We start from the raw sequence: 22,141 nt of genomic DNA, 5'->3' as shown, positions 1-22,141 counted from the left end.
CTCCTACCGTAGGCCGCTCGCGGCGGCCGACCGGGCCGGTGGCCGCCCTTCCAGGGCCCGGCCGCCCCCGGCACGAGGTCGCGGCACCCGGGACGACCGGCGTGCGCACCGACGTGGTCGCGCTGGAGGCGCTGACCGGCCGCCGCGAGCGCCCTTACTCGTCACCCGATCCTCGCAGCCGCGTTCTCCACTTGTGGAGACCTCTCGCGGGCGGCGGTCCCGGCGCACACCGTCATCCGATGCCGGGCCGCTGCCCACCGACGCCGCCCGCACCGACCCGGCCGACACCTCGCCCGTGCCCCCGGCCACCACACCGACCCGTTCGGCCGCCACGCCACCGGAGCGCCAGGCCACCACGCCGCCCGGGAGCCCCGCCGCCGCAAAGCCTGAGAGCCCGACCACGCCACCTGGGCGCCCCACAGCCGCAAAGCCCGAGAGCCCGACCGTCGTACCGCCCGAGGATCCGGCCGCCGCGCCACCGGCGCGTTCGGCCGCCGCCCCGCCACGCGAACCCGGTCGCGGCCACCGGCGCTCCCGCCCCGTCGCCGGGACTCGGGCCGGGACCACCCGGGGCCGGCGGCGGGCGGACCGGGATGCCGGCGGCCGGCCGGTCGGGACCCGTATTCAGGCGGCACCGCCGGACGACCACGACCCGGACGACAGCGGCGACCCGCCGGAGCGGCCAACCCGGCGGCGGGCCGCACTCGTCGCGCTCGGGGTCACCGCCGTCGTCTCGGCGGCGGCCCTGGTCGCCGCGTTGTTGAGCTGGTCGCCCCGGCCGACCGACCCCGCCCGGGCGCTCACCCCGGCCGAGGCCGACCGCCTGGCGGCGATGCGGGTGACCAACCAGCGGGACGTCCGCGCCGGGGTGCGCGTCACCATCGGTACGGGCCGGGCCGCCACCGAACTGGTGGGTTGGGTCGACTGGGCCCGGCCGCTGGTCTACCTGAGTGTGCACGGGCCGCACGCGGGCACCGAGCAGGGACTGGTCCAGGCCACCCGGTCGGCGGTGGTGGTCCGGCCCGACCCGGCCACGGCGTCCGCCCCGCCGCCGCTGGTGCCCCCGGCCGACCGCTGGCGGTTGCGGGAGCCACCCGCCGGGCGCGGCGTGGCCGCCGTACGCGATCTGCTCCTCGGGCTGACCGCGGACCGCACCGACGCCGCGCCCGTGACGGCCCGCTGGGTGGGCCGGGACACCGTGGACGGCAGTCCGGTCGACATCCTCGACACACCCGTGCCCGCGCCCCCGTCCGGCCCCGCCGCGGACGCCCCGGCCAGCGGTGCCGCACCGGGCCGGCCGCTCCGCCTCTGGATCGACCAGGACGCCCGGCTGCACCGGCTGCGGGGGTGGCTGCCGGACAACACACCGGTCACCGTCGAACTGGCCCGCAGCGACCGACCCACCCTCCGCCCGGTGGACGCACTCGGCGGTCCACCCGGCCTGCCGCGCGCACTCGCCGACGCCGAGGCGGACCGACTCGCCCGGCTGTCCGCCCGGCTACGGGCCACCGGCGGTGCCACGCTGACCCTGACCGCCCCGTTCGGCTCCACCGCCAACCTGCGCGCCGCCGGCTGGCTGAGCTGGGCCGCCGCCTCGGCGTACCTGGCGGTGGGCGAGGCCGACGCCCCCGGACGCCGAACCTTGCTGCGCTGGCGGTCGGGGCAGGTGGCCCGGGTGGAGACACCGGCGGATGGCGCGGCGACCGAGGTCCCGGCCGTGCCGCCACTGCCGCCTCCGGCCGGGCTGGCCTGGCCGGCCGCCCGGCCGCCCGGCGACGACCTGGACCGGCTGCTGGAGATGGCGCTGCGCGCCGGTGGGACCGCGGTGCCGGTGGAGTCGGCGGCCCGGCTGCGCGGCGACCGGGTGGCCGGCCATGCCGTGGACGTCGTCGAGGTGCCGTCCCGGCATGCCGCCCTGCGCTACTGGATCGACCGGGCCGGCCTGCTACGCCGACTGGAGCTGCGGACCGTCCATGGCGTGTGGGCTCAGCTCGACCTCACCCCGGGCCGGGTGCCGGCGCTGCCCACCGCCTGATGCGCGGGCGCCGGTGCCGGGTCAGGGCCGCCAGCCGGTCTGCGCGGCCCACTCCTCGGCGCGCAGATGCTCCTCGTCGAACCAGGGATCCTTGAGCGTGCCGTACGTGGCGCTGTCCGGTGCGGACGTAGCCAGTTCCCGCTTCAACTGCAGGTACGCGGCCCGCTGGCCCGGGTCGGCGCGCAGGTGGTCGCGCATCAGCAGCGCGTACCGCCAGCCGGGCGAGCCGGCCGCCCGCAGGTGCAGGTACACCGGGCGGGCCGGGTCGGCGCTGCCATGCAGCCGCTTCTCCCACCGCGTGCTGCCGGGCGGGCGCGGGTTGTCCCACCAGTCGCCGGGCAGCCGCGGGAACCCGGCGTCGGCGAGCCGCTCGGCGAGCGGGCCGTCGGCCTCCGCCAGCGACGGCACACCGAGCTGGATGTCGATGACGTCCTTCGCGGGAAGGCCGGGCACGGCTGTGGAGCCGATGTGGTCCACGCGCAGGTCGGCCCCGACCGCGTGCCGGATCCGGGCGGCCAGCCGGGCGTACTGCCGGGGCCAGGCCGGGTCGGGTTCGGCCAGCACCACCCGCTCCGGCCGGACCGCTCGGCGCTCACGGACGTTGCGCTCGTAGGGCACCAGGCGCTCGTGCCAGAGCGTGTCCACCGCCGAGTGCAGCTCGTCCCGGGTGCCGTCGTTGGTGAGCAGCACGTCGGCCGCCGCCTCCCGGCGGGCGTCGTCGGCCTGCGCGGCGATCCGCCGCTCGGCCTCCGCGCGGTCCATGCCGCGGTCCCGCGCCAACCGGTCCACCCGGATGGTCACGGCCGTCTGCACCACGACCACAAGGTGGTACGTGGGCGCGAGCCCCACCTCGACCAGCAGCGGCACGTCGTTGACCACAATCGCGTCCCGGGGCGCGGCGGCGACCAGCTCGGCGGTACGCGCCCGGACCCGGGGATGGGTGATCGCCTCCAACCGGCGGCGGGCCGCCACGTCGGCGAAGACGATCGTGCCCAGCGCCGCCCGGTCGAGGGCGCCGTTTGCGTCGAGCACCCGGTCGGAGAAGGCGGCGACGATCTCGGCGAGCCCCTCGCTACCCGGAGCGACCACCTCGCGGGCGATCCGGTCGGAGTCGATGACCACGGCGCCGAGCGCGGCCAGCCGGCTCGCCACCGCGCTCTTGCCCGAGCCGATTCCCCCGGTCAGTCCCACCTTCAGCACCGGACCAGTCAACCCGATCACCGCATCCGCGCCAAACCGCCGGACCGGTCGACGGGGTCGCCGCCCGCGGGGGTCGCCGCCCGCGGGGGTCGACTCGCGCTGCGGCAACTCCCCGCCTCCCGTCACCGGGACAGCCCAACCTGCCGCATATCGAGTCGATCAAGGGCCGGCGCGGTGTGTCGGTGGCAGGCGCACCTGATCGGAAACACGCGAGGGCCCCGCCCCCGGCGGTCCGATGGAACCGGATCGCGGGGACGGGGCCGTCGTCGTTCAGTGACGGCTCCAGGTCGCGGCGCAACGCCGCGCTGGAGTCATCGCAGGGGTCACTTGCCGCCGGCGAGCTTCTCCCGCAGTGCGGCGAGCGCCTCGTCGGTGGCCAGGGTGCCGGCCGGCTCCTCGGCCTGCCGGCTCGGGGCCGTGGTCGAGGTGGTGGTGCCGGTCGCGGCCGGAGCCGGGTTGGCAGCGGCCTCGGCGTCGGCGGCCCGGGAGGTCTGCACCTGCTTGGTGTGGGCCTCCCAGCGCTGACGCGCCTCGGCGTACTGGTTCTCCCAGGTCTCCCGCTGCTTGTCGTAGCCCTCGAGCCACTCGCCCGTCTCCGGGTCGAAGCCCTCCGGGTAGATGTAGTTGCCCTGCTCGTCGTAGGTCGCGGCCATGCCGTAGAGGGTCGGGTCGAAGTGCTCCTCGCCCTCGACGAAGCCCTCGTTGGCCTGCTTGAGCGACAGCGAGATCCGGCGACGCTCCAGGTCGATGTCGATGACCTTGACCATGACCTCGGAGCCGACCTGGACGACCTGCTCCGGGATCTCCACGTGGCGCTCGGCCAGCTCGGAGATGTGGACCAGACCCTCGATGCCGTCGTCCACCCGGACGAACGCGCCGAACGGCACCAGCTTGGTGACCTTACCCGGCACGATCTGCTGGATCGCGTGGGTACGGGCGAACTGACGCCACGGGTCCTCCTGGGTCGCCTTCAGCGACAGCGAGACCCGCTCGCGGTCCAGGTCGACGTCCAGGACCTCGACCTCGACCTCCTGGCCGACCTCGACGACCTCGGACGGGTGGTCGATGTGCTTCCAGGACAGCTCGGAGACGTGCACCAGGCCGTCCACGCCGCCCAGGTCGACGAAGGCGCCGAAGTTGACGATCGAGGACACGACGCCCTTGCGGACCTGGCCCTTCTGCAGCTTGTTGAGGAACTCGGTGCGCACCTCGGACTGCGTCTGCTCCAGCCAGGCCCGGCGGGACAGGACCACGTTGTTGCGGTTCTTGTCCAGCTCGATGATCTTGGCCTCGAGCTCGCGGCCGACGTACGGCTGCAGGTCGCGCACCCGCCGCATCTCGACGAGCGAGGCGGGCAGGAAGCCGCGCAGGCCGATGTCGAGGATGAGGCCACCCTTGACAACCTCGATGACCGAGCCGCGAACGACGCCGTCCTCGTCCTTGATCTTCTCGATCGTGCCCCAAGCCCGCTCGTACTGCGCCCGCTTCTTCGAGAGGATCAGGCGACCCTCCTTGTCCTCCTTCTGGAGGACAAGGGCCTCGATGTGGTCACCGACCGAAACCACCTCGGCCGGGTCCACGTCGTGCTTGATCGACAGCTCCCGAGAGGGGATCACGCCCTCGGTCTTGTAGCCGATGTCGAGCAGGACCTCGTCCCGATCGACCTTGACGACGGTGCCTTCGACAATGTCGCCGTCGTTGAAGTACTTGATGGTCTCGTCGATCGCGGCGAGGAAAGCTTCCTCGGAGCCGAGGTCGTCGACGGTGACCTTGTTGGCGCTCGAGGTGGCCTCGATGCTGCTCGTCATGTGGGCGGTTGCTCCGGTCGGATGGGTTGTCACAGCAGGCGTGGCGTCGCGGTGACCTGTCCGCGCCAGCGGATCCGTCGCCGGGCACACCGAACGATCCACCCTGAGAAGATCATTGGCGGCTCCGGTGACCGCGCACCTGCTCCCTGCCGAGGCACACGATCCGCGAGCGCATCGTCTAGCCTACCTGCTGCATTACCACAGCGTGCAAGCCCTCCCGTGTCCTCACGCCCTCGTCAGCTGCGAAAGCGGAGATTTCGCACGGCAAGCGGTCAGGCTTGTCTCATCCGTCACACGTGCCCCACCCGACACGCGGCTCCGGCCCGGCTCTAGCGTAAGCGGGTGGACGACGACAGGGTGACCCGGCGCCGGGTGGGCGCCGCCGAGGTCCGCCGAGCCAACCGAGGCTGGTGGGACGCCGACGCCGACGACTACCAGACCGAGCACGGGGCATTCCTCGGCGACGTGGACTTCGTCTGGTGTCCGGAGGGGCTGCGCGAGGCCGACGCCCGGTTGCTCGGCGAGGTGACCGGCCGCCGGATCCTCGAACTCGGGTGCGGGGCGGCGGCTGCCGCCCGCTGGCTGACCAGCCAGGGGGCTCGGCCGGTCGCCCTGGACCTCTCCGCCGGCATGTTGCGGCACGCCGCGACCGCCGGAGACCGGACCGGCGTACGCGTGCCGCTGGTGCAGGCCGACGCGCTCGCCCTGCCCTTCGCCGACGCCGCCTTCGACACCGTCTGCACGGCGTTCGGCGCGATCCCGTTCGTGGACGACTCGGCGGCGGTGATGCGGGAGGTGGCCCGGGTGCTGCGCCCGGGTGGCCGCTGGGTCTTCTCGGTCACCCACCCGATGCGCTGGATCTTCCTCGACGACCCCGGCGAGGGCGGGCTCACCGCAGTGCACTCGTACTTCGACCGCTCCCCGTACGTCGAGCAGGACGAGCACGGGGTTGCCACGTACGTCGAGCAGCACCGCACCCTCGGCGACCGGATCCGCGAGCTGGTCGGGGCGGGGTTCCGCCTGCTGGACCTGGTGGAGCCGGAGTGGCCGGAGGGGCACGAGGGGATCTGGGGGCAGTGGAGCGCACTGCGCGGCCGGCTCTTCCCCGGCACCGCAATCTTCGTCACGGAGAAACCGGCCGACGCGTAGCCGTCGTTTCCGCCGAGCGGCCACGGGTACCCGCGGGGCATGGCCGAGAAGGAGTTCCGCGAGGGCGACCACGTCTCCTGGGCCAGCCACAGCGGCCGGGCGTACGGCGTGGTCAAGGAGAAGCTGATCGACCGGACCCACGTCCGCGGGCACACCGTGAACGCTTCGCCGGAGGAGCCGCAGTACCGGATCCGCAACGACCACTCCGGTCGGGACGTCGCCCACCGACCGGAGGTCCTGCGCCGTGAGCCCAAATGAGGACGGCCGGGACACCTACCGCGAGAACCCCCGACAGCGAGAGAATCAGTGGCCGGCGCTGTTCCAGTCGCGGCCCTCGCCGACGGACACCTCCAGCGGCACCGACAGCGGGTACGCCTCCCCCATCTCCTTGCGGACCAGGGCCTCCAGGGTCGCCCGCTCGCCGGGGGCGACCTCGAAGACGAGTTCGTCGTGCACCTGCAGCAGCATCCGGGAGCGCAGCCCGGCCTCGCGCAGCGCGGTGTCGACGTGCAGCATGGCGACCTTGATGATGTCGGCCGCCGAGCCCTGGATCGGGGCGTTGAGCGCCATCCGCTCGGCCATCTCCCGGCGCTGCCGGTTGTCGCTGACCAGGTCGGGCAGGTAGCGGCGGCGCCCCAGGATGGTGGAGGTGTAGCCGTCCTGCCGGGCCCGGGCCACCACCTCGTGCAGGTAGTCGCGGACCCCGCCGAAGCCGGCGAAATAGTTCTCCATCAGCCCGCGCGCCTCCTCGGCGCTGATCCCGAGCTGTTGGGACAGGCCGAACGCGCTCAGCCCGTACGCCAGGCCGTAGTTCATCGCCTTGATCTTGCGCCGCTGGTCGGCGGTGACCTGGTCGACCGGGACGGCGAAGACCGAGGAGGCGGTGGCGGCGTGGAAGTCGTGCCCGGAGTTGAACGCCTCGATCAGCGCGTCGTCCGACGACAGGTGCGCCATGATCCGCATCTCGATCTGGCTGTAGTCGGCGGTGAGCAGGCACTCGTCGCCCTGGCTGACCACGAACGCCCGGCGGATGCGCCGCCCCTCCTCCGTGCGGATGGGGATGTTCTGCAGGTTGGGCTCGGTCGAGGAGAGCCGGCCGGTGGCCGCCACGGTCTGGTTGAACGTGGTGTGGATCCGACCGTCGTCGGAGACCGCCTTGAGCAGCCCGTCGACCGTCGACTTGAGCTTGGCCACGTCCCGGTGGCGCAGCAGGTACTCCAGCACCTTGTGCGGATTCTGCGCGTAGAGCCACTGCAGGGCGTCGGCGTCGGTGGTGTAGCCCGTCTTGATCTTCTTGGTCTTGGGCAGGCCCAGCTCGCCGAAGAGGATCTCCTGCAGCTGCTTGGGCGAGCCCAGGTTGAACTCCCGGCCCACCGCCGCGTACGCGCCCTGGGCGGCGGCCTTCACCTCGGCGGCGAAGTGTGCCTCCAGCTCGGACAGGTATTCGGTGTCGGCGGCGATGCCGGTGCGCTCCATGGTGGCCAGCACCCGCATCAGCGGCAGCTCCACGCCGGCCATCAGCCGCGCTGACTGCTCGCCGTCGCGGGACAGCTCGGCGTCGATCGCGTCGGCCAGGTCGAGGGTGGCCCGCGCCTGGAGCATCAGGTTCTGCTCGGCCTCGCCGTCGTTACCCAGCCCCTCAAGGGTGAGCTGGCCGGTCTCCGGCGCGTCGACCCGCAGCTCCCGGTGCAGGTAGCGCAGCGCCAGGTCGGTCAGGTCGTAGGAACGCTGGTCGGGGCGGGCCAGGTAGGCGGCGATCTGGGTATCCCGGGAGATGCCTTGCAGGTCCCAGCCGTGCGCGGCGAACGCCAGCACCGCCGGCTTGCTGTCGTGCAGCACTTTGAGGCGCTCGGCGTCGGCCAGCCAGCCGGCCAGGGCGGCCTCGTCGGCGGGGTCGAGGGTGGCCGGGTCGAACCAGGCGGCCGCGCCTGCGGCGGTGGCCAGGGCCATCCCGGTCACCGCGGCGGTGTGTCGCCGGTTCGGACCGGTGTCGAGCTTGACCGCCACGCCGACCGGGACGCCGGCCGAGGCGTGGGTCTCCAGCCAGCCGGCGAGTGCGCCGGGCGCGGTGAGCACCTCCCCGGTCAGCTCGAATCCCGCCTCGGCCTCCGGCTCGACGGCTTCGAGGTACTGGTAGAGCCGGTCGCGCAGGATGCGGAACTGGAGGGTGTCGAAGACCTGGTGCACGGCCTCCCGGTCCCAGCCCTGCCAGCGGGCGTCCTCGGGGCGGATCGGCAGCTCCAGGTCGTCCACCAGGCAGTTGATGTCGTAGTTGCGGATCACGTCGGCGAGCCGCTCGCGCAGACTGTCGCCGGCCTTGCCCTTGATCTCGTCGGCGCGGGCGATCACGCCCTCGACCCCGCCGTACGCGTTGATCCACTTGGCGGCGGTCTTCGGACCGACGCCGGGAATGCCGGGCAGGTTGTCGCTGGTCTCGCCGACGAGGGCGGCCAGGTCGCGGTAGCGGTCCGGGCCGACACCGTACTTCGCCTCCACCGCGGCCGGATCCATGCGGGCCAGATCGGAGACGCCCTTACGCGGGTAGAGCACGGTGATGCGGTCGCCGACGAGCTGGAACGCGTCCCGGTCGCCGCTGGTGATCAGCACCTCCATGCCCTGGTCGCGGGCCTGACAGGCGAGGGTGGCGATGACGTCGTCGGCCTCGTACCCCTCCTTCTCCACCACCGGGACGCGCAGTGCGGCGAGCACCTCCTTGACCAGGCTGACCTGGCCCTTGAAGTCGGTCGGGGTCTCGCTGCGGCCGGCCTTGTACTCCGCGTACTTCTCGGTGCGGAAGGAGCGGCGGGAGACGTCGAAGGCGACCACGATGTGGGTGGGCTGCTCGTCGCGGAGCACGTTGATCAGCATCGAGGTGAAGCCGTAGACGGCGTTGGTCGGCTGCCCCGTGGTGGTGGAGAAGTTCTCAACCGGCAGGGCGAAGAAGGCCCGGTATGCCAGAGAATGTCCGTCGACGAGGAGCAGGCGCGGCGTCGTAGCTGTCACGGCAGCGACTCTAGTCCGTACCGCCGACAAGCCCGGCCCGCGGCACGGCCGATCGGCCGCGACCTGTCCCGGATCGGCGCGGGTGTCCGTTCCGCGGGACCCGGAGCGGCGGCGGACGCCGCACCGGATCCCACCGGGTCACAGGACCTTGGCCAGGAACGCCTTGGTCCGCTCGTGCTTCGGGTTCGCGATCACCTCGCGCGGGTTGCCCTGCTCGACGACGACGCCGCCGTCCATGAAGACCAGGTGGTCGCCGACCTCCCGGGCGAAACCGATCTCGTGGGTCACCACGATCATCGTCATCCCGTCGCGGGCGAGGTCCTTCATCACCTCAAGCACCTCACCGACCAGCTCCGGGTCCAACGCGCTGGTCGGCTCGTCGAAGAGCATCAGCTTCGGCTGCATGGCCAGAGCCCGGGCGATCGCCACCCGCTGCTGCTGCCCGCCGGAGAGCTGGCCGGGATAGCTGTTGACCTTGTCGGCCAGCCCCACCCGGGCCAACAACGCCAGCGCCCGCTCGCGGACCTCGTCCTTCGCCTTCCGGGCCTGCTTCTTCGACGCCTGGCCCTCCGCCTTCGGCGCCTGATCCTCCGCCTTCGGCTCCTGGGGCTTCACCTTCGGCCTCCGCACCCGCAGCGGGGCCTCCATGACGTTGGCCAGCGCGGTCATGTGCGGGAACAGGTTGAACCGCTGGAACACCATGCCGATCGCCTGGCGCTGCGCGGCCACCTCCTTGTCCCGCATCTCGTGCAGCTTGCCGCCGCGCTCCCGGTAACCGATCAGGTCGCCGTCCACCCAGATCCGGCCGGCGTTGATCTTCTCCAGGTGGTTGATGCAGCGCAGGAACGTCGACTTGCCGGAGCCGGACGGCCCCAGCAGGCAGCACACCTCGCCGGCGCGCACCTCCAGGTCGATGCCCTTGAGCACCTCGAGGGGCCCGAACGACTTGTGCACCTGCTCGGCCCGGACCATCGGGCCCGACTCCGCTGTAGGCGCCCCGGCCTGGCCGGGAACGATCAGCTCGGTCATGACGGATCCACCACCCCCGCGTTGCCTCCGGCCTCCGCCGTCATCCCGCGCAGCCGCATCCGGGCCCGCCCGCTCGTTCCGTACCCCTTGCCGAAGTGCCGCTCCAGGAAGTACTGCCCGACCAGCAGGATGCTGGTCAGGAAGAGGTACCAGAGGACGGCCGCGACGTACATCGGGAAGATCTGGAAGGTGCGCTTGCCCACCGCGTCGAGCTGGAAGAACAACTCCATGCTGTACGGCACCGCCATCAGCAGCGAGGTGTCCTTCAACATCGCGATGGTCTCGTTGCCGGTCGGCGGGATGATCACCCGCATCGCCTGCGGCAGTACGATCCGGCGCAGGATCTGGCCGCGGCTCATGCCCAGCGCCGAGGCCGCCTCGCTCTGCCCCTCGTCCACCGACTGGATGCCCGCCCGCACGATCTCCGCCATGTAGCCCGCCTCGGAGAGCGCCAGGCCGATCAGGCCGGCCACGAAGCCGGTCAGCACGTCCCGGGAGGTGAACCCGAAGACCCGCAGCTGCAGGTTGTCGACCCCGAAGAGGTGCCCGATCTGGGTGTCGAAGGGCACGCCGAACTCGACCCGGCTCCACAGGATGCCGAGGTTGCCACAGACGGCCAGCAGCACCAGCCGCGGCACCGCCCGGAACACCCAGGTGTAGAGCCAGGCGACCACCCGCAGGATCGGGTTGGTCGACAGCCGCATGATCGCCACCACGACGCCCAGCGACACCCCGATCAGCATCGCGGAGACGGTCATCAGCACCGCGCCGCGCAGCAGTCCCTCGATGATCGGCGGCCGGAACATGTTGTCGACCATGAACGACCACTTGAACCTGTCGTTCGTGACCAGCAGATGCACGAACATCGCCGCCAGGACCGCCAGCACAGCGATGGCGACCCAACGGCCGGGGTGCCGTACGGGCACAGCCTTGATCGGCTCAGGCCGCGCCCGTACGGTTGTCGCTTCCTCGGTTGTCATATCCGCGTTACGGGTTGATCGCGGGATCGGTGATCGCGCCGTCGCCGACCTTCCACTTGTCCAGGATGGTCTTGTACGTCCCGTCCGTGATCAGCGCCTTCGTCGCGTCCCGGACGGCCTCGGCGAACGCGGTCTGGTCCTTGGCCACCACGTAGCCGTACGGTGCCGCCTCGTACATCTTGTCGAGCAGCTCCAGCTGGCCCTCGGACTGGGTCACCGCGTACACCCCGACCGGGTAGTCGGCGAGCATGGCGTCGTCCTTGCCGGAAGCCACCGCGGCGGTCGCCGCGTCCTGGCCCGGGAACTGCTCGATGGTGATGGCCGGCTTACCGGCGTCGGTGCAGGCCTTCGACCGCTTCTCGATGTCCTCGACCTGGACGGTGTCCTTCTGCACCGCGACCTTCTTGCCGCAGGCGTTGTCGATCGAGACGCCGGCCGGGTTGCCCTTCTTGGTCGCCCACTGGGTGCCGACCTGGTAGTAGCTGACCATGTTGGCCTGGCCCTTGCGCTCGTCGTTGATCGTGAACGACGAGACACCGATCTCGTACTTGCCCGAGTTGACGCCGGTGATGATGGCGCCGAAGTCCGCGGAGACGAACTCCGCCTTCAGCCCCAGCTTCGCGGCGACCGCGGTGAAGAGCTCGATGTCGAACCCGATGGCCGTCTTGCCGTCGTTGTCGAGGAACTCGGCCGGGGCGTAGGACGTGTCGCTGCCGACCACGATCTTGCCGTCCGCCTTGATCGCGTCCGGCACCTTCGCCGCGAGATCCGAGTCGGCCGACGCCGTGACGGAGGGGCCGGTACCGGCCCCGCCGGAATTCTCCTTCTCGCCGCAGGCGACGAGGGAGAGCAGCAGTACGGCTGCACCGGCGACGCTCATCGCCGCCCGCCGGCCACCGTTGATGTTGCGCATGGTTGAACTCCTTCGAGGGGGTCGCCGGTCAGGCCACGCCGAGGTAGGCCTCTTTGACCGCCGAGTCGTGCAGCAGCTCCGCGCCAGTGCCGCTCTTGACGATCCGGCCGGTCTCCAACACGTACGCCCGGTGCGCCCGGGCCAGCGCCTGCTGCGCGTTCTGCTCGACCAGCAGGACCGTGGTGCCCTGCTGGTTGATCTCGACGATGATGTCGAAGATCTGCTGGATCAACATCGGCGCGAGACCCATCGACGGCTCGTCGAGCAGCAGCAGCTTCGGCCGACTCATCAACGCCCGGCCGACGGCGAGCATCTGCTGCTCGCCGCCGGAGAGGGTGCCTCCGGGCTGCTTGCGTCGCTCCGCCAGCCGAGGGAAGAGATCCATCACCCGCTGCAGGTCCTGCGCGACGCCCGCCCGGTCCCGCCGGGTGTACGCGCCCATGTCCAGGTTATCCAGCACGGTCATGCCCGGGAAGATGCCGCGTCCCTCCGGGGCCTGGCACAACCCGCGCCGCACCCGCAGGTCCGCCCGGAGCTTGGTGATGTCCTCGCCGTTGAACCGGATACGCCCGGAGGCCACCGGTCGGATCCCGGAGATCGCCCGCATCGTGGTGGACTTGCCGGCCCCGTTGGCACCGATCAGGGCGACGATCTCGCCCTCGTCCACGGTGAGGCTGATGCCGTGCAGCGCCTGGATCCGCCCGTACAGCAGGCTCACATCGTCGATCTCAAGCAGCATTGTCCGGCACCCCCAGGTACGCCGCGATCACCTGCGGGTCGTCCCGCACCTCGGCGGGGAGACCCTCGGCGATCTTCTTTCCGAACTCCAGCACCACGATCCGGTCGGTGACCCCCATGACCAGGCGCATGTCGTGCTCGATGAGCAGCACGGTCACGCCGGTGTCCCGGATCTGCCGGATGAGCTGGAGCAGTTCCTCCTTCTCCGCCGGGTTGAAGCCGGCGGCCGGCTCGTCCAGGCAGAGCAGCACCGGGTCGGTGGCCAGCGCGCGGGCGATCTCCAGCCGCCGCTGCTCGCCGTAGGAGAGGTTGCGGGCGAACTCGTGCATCCGCTTGCGGATGCCGACGAACTCCAGCAGGCGCTCGGCCTTCTCGCGGCCCTCCCGCTCCTCCCGCCAGTGCCGGGGCAGCCGGAGCAGCGCGGAGATCACGCTGGTCTTGTGGTGCGCGTCGGCGCCGACCAGGACGTTCTCCAGCGCGGTCATCTCGGGGAAGAGGCGGATGTTCTGGAACGTCCGCGCCATGCCCATCTGGGTGATCTTGTGCCGCTTCTTGCCGCTGATCTTTTGGCCGCGGAACCGGATCTCTCCCTCGGTGGGCTGGTAGATGCCGGTCATCGCGTTGAAGCAGGTGGTCTTGCCGGCGCCGTTCGGGCCGATCAGACCGAGGATCTCACCCTTGTAGAGGGTGAAGTCCACCTGGTTCAGCGCGACCACGCCGCCGAAGCGCAGCGTGACGTTGTCGACCTCCAGCAGCGGCTCCCGGGCGGGCACCGCTTCCGCCGCGGGTGCGGCGGCCTGCGCCGGGACGGCCGGCGTCTGCTCGACGTCACTCACCGACGATCACCTCCTTGCGGCGGTCCTTGAACTCCGCCGCCCGTCGTCGGTTCGGGATCAGGCCCTGCGGCCGGAAGATCATCATCACCACGAGCACCACGCCGAAGAAGAGGAACCGGTACTCGTAGAGCTCCAGGCCGAACAGCTCGATGCCGCGGAACCGCTCGATCATGTACGCCACCAGGCCGCCGCCGACGATGGCGCCGAAGATGTTGCCGGAGCCGCCGAAGATGACCGCGGCCAGGATGATGATCGAGTTCAGCAGCTCGAAGTTCTGCGAGTTGACGAAGTTCTGCTTGCCGGCGAAGAGCGCGCCGGCCAGGCCGGCGATCGCCGCGCCCGACGCGAACGCCCAGAGCTTGAACTTGAACGTCGGCACGCCCATCAGCTGTGCGGCGTCCTCGTCCTCCCGGATGGAGATCCACGCCCGCCCCACCCGGCTGTTGTTCAGGTTCCGCACCCCGATCACCACCAGGATGATCAGCGTGAGCACCAGCCAGTAGTACGGCCGGGCGTCGAGCACGCCGAAGATCGGTTTGCCGTCGGCGTACTTGCCCGGCGGGTGTGGGATCCGGTTGAAGCCCCGCTGACCCTTGAGGAACGGAAGGCTGACCGCCCCGATGCGGATCATCTCGGCGAAGCCGAGCGTCACCAGTGCCAGGTAGTCACCGCGCAGCCGCAGTGTCGGCGTGCCGAGCATGACGCCCGAAACCATGGTCAGCGCGATCGCTACCGGCACCACCAGCAGCCACGGCCAGAGCGTCTTGATGTCGCTGCTCGGCGAGGTCAGCACCGCCACGGTGTACGCGCCAACGGCGAAGAAGCCGAAGTAGCCGAGGTCCAGCAGGCCGGCGAAGCCGACCACGATGTTCAGCCCGACGGCCATCAGCACGTAGATCGAGACGGTGAACATCACCTGGGTGAAGTTCGAGCCGGTGGTCGGGATCGGCCCGAGGTACTGGTAGAACTCCTTGTTCGGCAGCGCGTAGAAGAACACGAGGACCGCTGCCAACACCGCCCAGCGCACCCAGCGCGGCGCGTCACGCCACCGCTGCGCGACCGCCTCGCGGCCGTGGCGCAGCCGGTCCCTTACCGCTTCCCGTTGCTCCGGGTTCGGCGGATTAACAGTCGTCGTCATGCCCGCGCCCTCCCCAGCGACTCGCCCAGCAGACCGGTCGGCCGGAACATCAGCAGCCCTACCAGCACGGCGAACGCCGCGAAGTCCTTCCACTGGGTGCCGAACACGCCCGAGGCGTAGTTCTCCACCAGGCCCAGCAGCAGACCACCGAGCAGCGCGCCGCGCAGGTTGCCGATGCCGCCGAGCACCGCGGCGGTGAACGCCTTGAGGCCCAGCAGGAAGCCCACGCTGTAGGTCAGCGTGCCGATCTTCACGTCGTAGAGCAGACCGGCCACGCCGGCCATCGCCCCACCGGCGATGAAGACCAGCATGATGATGCGGTCCTTGTTCACGCCCATCAGCGCGGCGGTGTTGGCGTCCTGGGCCACCGCCCGGACGCCGCGGCCGAGCCGGCTGCGGTTGATGAACAGGTCCAGCGCGAGCATCATCCCCAGCGCGGCGCCGACGGTGAGCAGCTGCACCGCGTCGATCGGCACGCCGGCGATCTTGAACAACGGCTTGGTGTCGACCAGACTGGGCGCACCCTGCGGGAGCCGTCGGGTGTAGACGCCGAACGCCTCCGAGAGCGCGATCGAGGCACCGATGGCCGTGATGAGGAAGGCCAGCGGCGGGGCGTTCCGCTTACGCAGCGGCCGGTACGCGACCCGCTCGATCACCGTCGCGGTGCCCGCCGACGCGATGGCCGCGGCGATCACCGCCACGAGCAGGTAGAACATGATCGAGCCCAGCCCGCTGACCTGCGAGTTCTGGTCGAGGCCGAAGCCGTTCCAGGTCCACAGTGCGGCGAAGGCTCCGGCGATGAAGACCTCGGAGTGGGCGAAGTTGATGAGTCTCAACACGCCGTAGACCAGCGTGTAGCCGAGCGCGACCAGGGCGTAGATGGCGCCCTGTGTCAGGCCGGTCGTGGTGAGTTCCCCGAAGTTGGAGAACAGTCCGTCAAAGTTCAAGGGGAGGACGCTCCATCAGGTCTGGCGAAAAGATGGGGTGCGGCCGGGAGCCAGCTCCCGGCCGCACCCGCGATCACGACTCAACCGCCGTAGCAGCGACCGTCGTCAGGACTTCTTGATCTCCTGGTCCGGGACCACCTTGCCACCCTGGACCTTGTACGCCCAGACCTTCACCTGAGCCGGGTCCAGCTCGCCGCCCTCGACGAACTTGTAGCTGGCCGCCACACCGTCACCGGTGTAGTTCTTCACGAACTCCAGCAGCGAGGCGCGGTCGGTCTTGCCCGCCTTGATACCGGCCAGCAGGATGTTCGCCGCGTCGTACGCGGTGTCGCTGTAGGTGCCCGGGTCGGTGCCGTTGAGCGCCTTGTAGTCGTCCACGAAGGTGCCACGCGCCTCAGTGGCCGGCTGGCACGGGCAGGTGAGGATGGTGCCCTCGGCCGCCGCCGCGCCCGCGGAGGAGATGTAGGCCGGGTCGTTGACGCCGTCGCCGGCGACCAGCGGAGCGGTGACCCCGGCAGCGGTGAGCTGCTTGCGGATCAGGCCGGCCTCCTGGTAGTAGCCGCCGTAGAAGACCGCTCCGACATTCGCGGCCTTGACCTTGGTGACCACGCCGGAGAACTCGGTCTGCTTGCCATCGCCCTGGACCTTGTCCGAGTTGACAACGGCCGGACCGAGCACCTTCTTGACCTCATCGGCCAGACCCGCGCCGTACGCCGACTGGTCGTCGATGACGAAGACCTTCTCGGCCTTCAGCACGTCCTTGATGTACGTGCCGGCCGCGGGGCCCTGGCTGAGGTCGTTGCCGACCACCCGGAAGAAGGTCTTCCAACCCTGCTTGGCGAGGGTCGGGTTGGTCGCGGACGCGGTGACGTGCACCAGGCCCGCCTCCGCGAACAGCGGGTCGGCGGCCTCCGACTCACCCGAGTAGGCCGGGCCAACGAGGCCGAGGATCTTCTCGTTGTCGATGGCCTGCTGCGCCAGCTGCGGGGCCTGGTCCGGGCTGCCCTGCGAGTCGAGCGGAACGAGCTCGACCTTGCAGTCCGCGTTCTCCTTGTTGTACTTGTCGACGGCCAGCTTGACGCCGTTGTTCTCATTGATGCCGAGCGCCGCGGAGCTGCCCGTCAGCGCACCGAAGAACGCGATCTTGTTGCCACACTTGTCACCACCGGACGCGCTGCCACCATCGCTGCTGCTGCAGGCGGTACCGCCGGCGACGAGCGCCAGCATGGCGGCTCCACCGATCACGCGCGCGAGCTTCTGCTTCAAGGCCCGAACCCTCCTCCGTCGCATGGCCCCAACCACCCGCTGCCAATTGGCCCTTGCGGGGGGCGAACGAACCAGACCGTCGTCGCCGGTCTGGGCCGGGACGTTATCCCACCTGGTAGCTGTGGCGTAAGTCCCACGGGAGCGGGTTGACCGAACCGTTACACGCCGTGGCGGATTGGGCGCGATCGCTGTAAGAGATCTACAGGCGGGGAAGCCGTACACCTACGCGCCCCCGGTAAGCACCCAAAGCCAGTGCACCAGCTACCGACCAATTTCCGACAACCCCGCCCACCAGGCACGAGACCCCACACCGTCATCGGCGACCAACACCAGTCGATCTTCGTCGGACGCCATCGCCACCGCCCCGTCCCCACCATCGGGCACCGCGACCGGCAAGATCACGGGCCGCCATGAACCGCCCGAATCGACCGACAGCCACAGACAGTGACCATTCCCGTCGCCGGTCACCGCCACCAACCCACCGCCGCCCACGGACACCAGCGCGCGCACCGACGACACCCCCACGCCCGCCGCGCCGAACCCACCGACCCGACGCCAGCCGGCCGGACCGACCCGCTCCGCACCACCGCCGGCCGGCGCCGCCCGCCACACCCCGAAACCACCCCGCACCGGACCGACCGCCACCACCGCGCCGCCCACCAGGGCGACCCGCTGCGCCTGACTCCGCCCGTCCGACGCCGGCAGCGCCACCCGCCGCCAGGCCCGCCCGTCCGCCGAAGCCCAGGCCAGCGGCAACATCCCCGCCGCATGCGGCGACAGCACCGCCCCCACCACCAGCCACCCCGACGGTACGGCCACCGCGTCGAGCCCCCGCGTCCTGCCGCGCGCGTCCCCGGCCAACTCCGGCACACCCTCGCGCAGCGTGAAGCGCTCGCCGTCCGGCGAGGTCCAGACCGCCGCCCCGTCGGCCCGGGAGCCGACCACCAACCACCCGCCGGGCCCGGCCACCAGCCGCGAGACGCTCACCGCCCGTGGCCCCCCGTACAACTCGAACGGGGCCGCCACCTCCCGCAGCGTGCCGTCGAGCGCCTGCACCCAGGTGCCCGTACGCGGATTGCCGTGCGCGCCCCCGCTCCTGGCCCCCAGCGCCCCCAGCCGACCCTGCCGGCAGGCCGCCGCGTAGAGCAGGTGCCGCCGGCCGTAGAAGGTGGACGCGGCGATCGGCACGGACGACCACGAGAAACCGTCCGCGCTGGCCCACGCCGCCGGGCGGGTCTCCCCCACCGGGTCGGCCACCCCGCCCACCACGAACCACCGCCCGGCGCAGGCCACCACGTCGCGCAGCAACAGCCGGCCGGGCGTTCCCGGCGGCACCGGCAGCGTCAGCGCCCGCCACCGCGGGCGAAGTGGCTCGGGCTCGACGTGCGCCGGCGATCGCACACAACCGGCGAGCAGCACGGCAAGGACGCCGAGCATCACCGCCAGCCGACGCGCCACCACGGATCACATTCTATCGATCACCGCCGCTCCGGCGGGTCGACGCGTCGGCCAACCGGTGGCGTCAGGCGGTCGGCTGCGCCACCTCACCACCGGAGGTCTCGGCGAGGATCCGCTCGGCGACCTCCTTCATGGTCAGCCGGTGGTCCATCGCCGTGCGCTGGATCCACTTGAACGCCTGCGGCTCGGTCATCCCGTACGTGGTCATCAGGGCGCCCTTGGCCCGTTCGACCGTCTTGCGGATCTCCAACCGGTCGGTGAGGCCGGCGACCTCCGCCTCCAGCGCGGCGATCTCCGAGTAGCGGGACAGCGCGATCTCCACCGCCGGGACCAGGTCGCTCTTCTGGAACGGCTTGACCAGGTACGCCATCGCACCGGCCGCCCGGGCCCGCTCCACCAGATCGCGCTGGCTGAACGCGGTCAAGATGATCACCGGGGCGATCCGGGCACCGGCGATCCGCTCGGCGGCGGCCAGCCCGTCCATGATCGGCATCTTGATGTCGAGGATGACCAGGTCCGGCTTCAGCTCCTCGGCGAGCTTCACGGCGGTCTCGCCGTCACCGGCCTCGCCGACCACCTCGTAGCCCTCCTCGGCCAGCATCTCGGCCAGGTCCAGCCGGATGAGCGCCTCGTCCTCGGCGATCAGTACCCGCCTGCGCTCGGCGTCCGTCTCCGTCTCGGCCACGAGCCACTCCTACCAGTCTGAGCCCCGACACCCGCGGTACCGGGTGTCGCCGTCCTTAGCCTAGTGGGTACCCTATGCAGGCCGAGAAACTGAAGGCCCCTGTAGTCCAACGGCAGAGACGATGGTTTCAAAAGCCATAAAGTGTGGGTTCGAATCCCACCGGGGGCACAAGTTGTCATACAGGCGTTCGAAGATACTTCCGTGTATCCACCGGAAATACGCGCTCGGGCGCGGCGCCTGTACCTCGCGGGCGCAACCGTAGCGGAGGCCGCCCGCGCCGTCGGGGTCTCCTACCCCACGGTCCGTCACTGGTGCAAGATCCAACCGGAGCCAAGACAACAGGGCACCGCTCTGCGCTGCTTCCGCTGCCGCCCGGAGGTCGACAATTTGACGGATCCGGCCGCATACGCCTACCTGCTCGGCCTCTACCTGGGGGATGGGCACCTTGTGATGTCGGCACGGGTGCCCGTGTTACGAATCTCGTGCAGCAACACCTGGCCAGGCCTGATCGACGCCTGCGACCAGGCCATGCGAGCGGTGCTCGCAACCAAGGTTCAGCGCGTCCAACAACAGGGCTGCGTCAATGTCCAGAGTTACGGCAACCACTGGCCGTGCCTGTTGCCGCAGCACGGGCCCGGCATGAAGCATAAGCGGCCAATCGTCCTGGCCGACTGGCAGCGGGGCATCGTGGCGGCCCACCCAGGTGACCTTCTGCGCGGGCTCTTCCATTCCGACGGTTGCCGGTTCAGCAACCGGGTCAGGGTCCGGGGCAAGGAGTACGTCTACCCGCGCTACATGTTCACCAACAAATCCACCGACATCATGGGCCTCTGCCAGTCGTCCCTCGATCTGCTCGGCATCGCCTGGAGGATGAACCGCGGCAACTCGCTCTCTGTCGCGCGGCGGGAGGCAGTCGCCGCGCTGGACCGCCACGTCGGCCCGAAGTCCTGAGCCGCGAGCGACGGCTCAGATCGCGGCGAGCGCCTGTTCCAGGTCCACCCGCAGGTCCTCCGGGTCCTCCAGTCCGACGGAGAGCCGCAGCAGCGCCCCGCCGGGCTTGGCGTCGCCCTCGACCGGCCGGTGGGTGAGCGAGGCCGGGTGCTGAATGAGGGTGTCGACGCCGCCGAGTGACACGGCGTGGGTGATCAGGCGGCAGGCGCCGGCGACGATGGCCGCGGCGGGGGCGCCGCCGCGTACCTCGAAGGCGAGCAGGCTGCCGGTGCCGGACATCTGGCGGCCGACCAGTCCGGCCGGGTCGTGCAGCGTGGGGTGGTGGACCCGCTCGACGTTCGGGTGGCCGGCGAGCCAGGTGGCGAGTTTTTCGGCGCCGGCCTGCTGGGCGCGGACCCGCAGCGGCAGGGTCTGCAGGCCGCGGTGCAGCAGGTACGCGCCGAGGGGGTGCAGGATCGCGCCGGTGACGGCGCGGACCTGGCGGAGCCGGGTGGCCCAGGCGGGGTCGCAGGCGACGGCGCCGGCGAGGACGTCGCCGTGGCCGCCGATGCTCTTGGTGGCGCTGTGCAGCACGAGGGTGGCGCCGTGCCGGGCGGGTTGTTGGAGCACCGGGGTGGCGACGGTGTTGTCGACGAGCAGCGGTACGTCGCCGGCGGCGGTGGCGAGGGCGCCGATGTCGACGAGGTCGAGGGTGGGGTTGGCCGGGGTTTCGACGATGACCAGTGCGGTGTCGGGGCGGATCGCGGCGGCGACCTGGTCGGCGCGGGCCCAGGTGACGTCGGTGCCGAGCAGGCCGGTGGCGAGCACGTGGTCGGTGCCGCCGTAGAGGGGGCGGACGGCGACGACGTGGCGCTTCCCGTCGCGGGTGGCGGCGAGGAGGGTGGCGGTGAGGGCGGCCATGCCGCTGGCGAAGGCGACGGCTTCGGCGGTGCCTTCGAGGGTGGCGAGGGCGGTTTCGAAGCGGGCGACGGTGGGGTTCCAGAGCCGCTGGTAGACGGCGCTGCCGCCGGGCGGGAGGGTGCCTCCGGTGGCGAGGGTCTCGTACGCGTCGCCGCCGCTTTCGACGGACGGTAGCGGGTTGGTGGTGGAGAGGTCGATGGGCGGTACGTGGACGCCGAGCCCGGCGAGGTCGTCGCGCCCGGCGTGCACGGCTGTGGTGTCCACGGCGGTCATGCCTCAAAGCGTCGAACATGAGGATGCTATTGGGCAAGAGCAGCGAAGGAAATTCCGTCCAAAGCCCTTTTGTTATCCGAGGATTCGGATGATGATGCTCGCATGCCCCTCGCACCGAATGATGTACGACCGTTCGCGGCCCTCGACGACGTCGACCGCGCGATCCTGACCGAGTTGGCGGCCGACGGCCGACTGCCGAACAATGCCCTCGCCGAGCGGGTCGGGGTGGCGCCGTCCACCTGCCTGACGCGTACCCGGGCGCTGCGGGAGTGCGGGGCGATCCGCGGGTTCCACGCCGAGGTGGACCCGGCGGCGGTGGGGTTGCCGTTGCAGGCGCTGGTGTCGGTGCGGCTGGCCGCGCACGAGCGGGCGGCGGTGGACGCGTTCCGGGCCCGGTCGGTGCGGCTGCCGGGGGTGGTGGCGGTGTTTCATGTGGCGGGCGCGGAGGATTACGTGCTGCATGTGCGGGCGGCGTCCGGGGATGCGTTGCGGGATTTCGTGCTGGATCATCTGGCGGTGGATCCGGCGGTGCAGCACACCCAGACGAGCCTGATCTTCGAGCAGGCGCGCGGCATGGGGTAGGGCGCTTTCCGGAACAAGTCCGGTGCTCGGCAGGTTGATCAAAGGCGTGATCAACGTACCGCTGTCTGTTCTTGATCTTGCTCCGGTCGCCGCCGACGGCAGCGTCGGGGAGGCCCTGCGGCACACCACCGAGCTGGCCCGGCGTACGGAGGAGGAGCGACTAGTGGTCGCTTTTTCGGCCAGAACTGTCTATTGTCGACGATCGTGGGCAGTGTTTATCGGATCGGCGAGTTCGGCAGGCGGATCGGTT

19 protein-coding genes, 1 tRNA gene and 1 pseudogene are annotated in these 22,141 nt (G+C 70.9%); 7 read left to right on the top strand and 14 right to left on the bottom strand.

Translation table 11 applies throughout. The annotated features are described in order from the left end of the window. Positions 1 to 193: 193 nt before the first annotated feature. Positions 194 to 2,035, top strand: coding sequence for a hypothetical protein (locus tag ACNAW0_RS21200; RefSeq protein WP_416289685.1), 1,842 nt, complete (start codon positions 194 to 196; stop codon positions 2,033 to 2,035). A gap of 21 nt (positions 2,036 to 2,056) precedes the next feature. Here the strand turns inward: ACNAW0_RS21200 and coaE are convergent, their stop codons facing one another. Further along, on the bottom strand, positions 2,057 to 3,235 hold the full coding sequence (coaE, locus tag ACNAW0_RS21195) for a dephospho-CoA kinase (RefSeq protein WP_416289684.1): 1,179 nt from the start codon (positions 3,233 to 3,235) through the stop codon (positions 2,057 to 2,059). 323 nt (positions 3,236 to 3,558) lie between these two features. Then, positions 3,559 to 5,043, bottom strand: coding sequence for a 30S ribosomal protein S1 (rpsA, locus tag ACNAW0_RS21190; RefSeq protein WP_416289683.1), 1,485 nt, complete (start codon positions 5,041 to 5,043; stop codon positions 3,559 to 3,561). 342 nt (positions 5,044 to 5,385) lie between these two features. Between rpsA and ACNAW0_RS21185 the strand changes: the two genes are divergently transcribed. Beyond that, on the top strand, positions 5,386 to 6,192 hold the full coding sequence (locus ACNAW0_RS21185; RefSeq protein WP_416289682.1) for a class I SAM-dependent methyltransferase: 807 nt from the start codon (positions 5,386 to 5,388) through the stop codon (positions 6,190 to 6,192). Positions 6,193 to 6,231: 39 nt separating this feature from the next. Beyond that, positions 6,232 to 6,450, top strand: a complete 219-nt coding sequence (locus ACNAW0_RS21180; protein ID WP_416289681.1) for a DUF2945 domain-containing protein — start codon at positions 6,232 to 6,234, stop codon at positions 6,448 to 6,450. 45 nt (positions 6,451 to 6,495) lie between these two features. On the opposite strand, the gene polA is transcribed toward ACNAW0_RS21180, so the two are convergent. The 11 genes from polA to ACNAW0_RS21125 form a co-directional block, all read right to left on the bottom strand. Continuing rightward, the gene (gene polA, locus ACNAW0_RS21175) at positions 6,496 to 9,195 is read right to left on the bottom strand and encodes a DNA polymerase I (RefSeq protein WP_416289680.1); all 2,700 of its coding nucleotides are present in this window, start codon (positions 9,193 to 9,195) and stop codon (positions 6,496 to 6,498) included. Positions 9,196 to 9,333: 138 nt separating this feature from the next. Next, positions 9,334 to 10,224 carry an amino acid ABC transporter ATP-binding protein gene (locus tag ACNAW0_RS21170; protein ID WP_416289679.1) on the bottom strand — a complete coding sequence of 297 codons (891 nt, stop codon included), beginning with the start codon at positions 10,222 to 10,224 and terminating at the stop codon, positions 9,334 to 9,336. Then, a complete protein-coding gene (locus ACNAW0_RS21165; protein ID WP_416289678.1) occupies positions 10,221 to 11,204 on the bottom strand; it encodes an amino acid ABC transporter permease in 984 nt (327 codons plus the stop codon). The genes ACNAW0_RS21170 and ACNAW0_RS21165 overlap by 4 nt, the downstream gene beginning before the upstream one ends. 7 nt (positions 11,205 to 11,211) lie before the next feature. Further along, positions 11,212 to 12,117, bottom strand: a complete 906-nt coding sequence (locus ACNAW0_RS21160) for an ABC transporter substrate-binding protein (RefSeq protein ID WP_416289677.1) — start codon at positions 12,115 to 12,117, stop codon at positions 11,212 to 11,214. A 28-nt stretch (positions 12,118 to 12,145) separates the two neighbouring features. Next, positions 12,146 to 12,856 carry an ABC transporter ATP-binding protein gene (locus ACNAW0_RS21155; protein WP_416289676.1) on the bottom strand — a complete coding sequence of 237 codons (711 nt, stop codon included), beginning with the start codon at positions 12,854 to 12,856 and terminating at the stop codon, positions 12,146 to 12,148. After that, the gene (locus tag ACNAW0_RS21150) at positions 12,846 to 13,691 is read right to left on the bottom strand and encodes an ABC transporter ATP-binding protein (protein ID WP_416289675.1); all 846 of its coding nucleotides are present in this window, start codon (positions 13,689 to 13,691) and stop codon (positions 12,846 to 12,848) included. Before ACNAW0_RS21150 ends, ACNAW0_RS21155 begins: the two co-directional genes overlap by 11 nt. Next, a complete protein-coding gene (locus ACNAW0_RS21145; RefSeq protein WP_416289674.1) occupies positions 13,684 to 14,829 on the bottom strand; it encodes a branched-chain amino acid ABC transporter permease in 1,146 nt (381 codons plus the stop codon). The genes ACNAW0_RS21150 and ACNAW0_RS21145 overlap by 8 nt, the downstream gene beginning before the upstream one ends. Further along, positions 14,826 to 15,776: a branched-chain amino acid ABC transporter permease gene (locus ACNAW0_RS21140; protein WP_416289673.1), complete on the bottom strand. Its 951-nt coding sequence runs from the start codon at positions 15,774 to 15,776 to the stop codon at positions 14,826 to 14,828. Before ACNAW0_RS21140 ends, ACNAW0_RS21145 begins: the two co-directional genes overlap by 4 nt. Before the next feature lie 105 nt (positions 15,777 to 15,881). Next, the gene (locus ACNAW0_RS21135) at positions 15,882 to 17,042 is read right to left on the bottom strand and encodes a branched-chain amino acid ABC transporter substrate-binding protein (RefSeq protein ID WP_416289672.1); all 1,161 of its coding nucleotides are present in this window, start codon (positions 17,040 to 17,042) and stop codon (positions 15,882 to 15,884) included. A gap of 261 nt (positions 17,043 to 17,303) precedes the next feature. Then, positions 17,304 to 18,503, bottom strand: a complete 1,200-nt coding sequence (locus ACNAW0_RS21130; protein WP_416289671.1) for a hypothetical protein — start codon at positions 18,501 to 18,503, stop codon at positions 17,304 to 17,306. 61 nt (positions 18,504 to 18,564) lie between these two features. After that, positions 18,565 to 19,185, bottom strand: a complete 621-nt coding sequence (locus ACNAW0_RS21125) for an ANTAR domain-containing response regulator (protein WP_416289670.1) — start codon at positions 19,183 to 19,185, stop codon at positions 18,565 to 18,567. A gap of 95 nt (positions 19,186 to 19,280) precedes the next feature. On the opposite strand from ACNAW0_RS21125, the gene ACNAW0_RS21120 reads away from it, so the two are divergent. Continuing rightward, positions 19,281 to 19,353: transfer RNA gene (locus tag ACNAW0_RS21120), tRNA-Leu, on the top strand. Between the two features lie 33 nt (positions 19,354 to 19,386). After that, complete coding sequence (locus ACNAW0_RS21115) at positions 19,387 to 20,136, top strand: helix-turn-helix domain-containing protein (protein ID WP_416289669.1); 750 nt, start codon at positions 19,387 to 19,389, stop codon at positions 20,134 to 20,136. A 15-nt stretch (positions 20,137 to 20,151) separates the two neighbouring features. Here the strand turns inward: ACNAW0_RS21115 and ACNAW0_RS21110 are convergent, their stop codons facing one another. Then, positions 20,152 to 21,309, bottom strand: coding sequence for a trans-sulfuration enzyme family protein (locus ACNAW0_RS21110; protein ID WP_416289668.1), 1,158 nt, complete (start codon positions 21,307 to 21,309; stop codon positions 20,152 to 20,154). 102 nt (positions 21,310 to 21,411) lie between these two features. Here ACNAW0_RS21110 and ACNAW0_RS21105 point away from each other — a divergent pair, with 102 nt between their 5' ends. Continuing rightward, positions 21,412 to 21,891 carry an Lrp/AsnC family transcriptional regulator gene (locus ACNAW0_RS21105; protein ID WP_416289667.1) on the top strand — a complete coding sequence of 160 codons (480 nt, stop codon included), beginning with the start codon at positions 21,412 to 21,414 and terminating at the stop codon, positions 21,889 to 21,891. Positions 21,892 to 21,937: 46 nt separating this feature from the next. Next, positions 21,938 to 22,141: pseudogene (locus tag ACNAW0_RS21100) on the top strand (hypothetical protein); the annotation flags it as partial.

The sequence above is a fragment of the Micromonospora sp. SL1-18 genome (assembly GCF_047921505.1).
Taxonomy (GTDB): domain Bacteria; phylum Actinomycetota; class Actinomycetes; order Mycobacteriales; family Micromonosporaceae; genus Micromonospora.
Note: the sequence above shows the minus strand (reverse complement) of the source record. Positions and strands in the feature narration are given on the sequence as shown.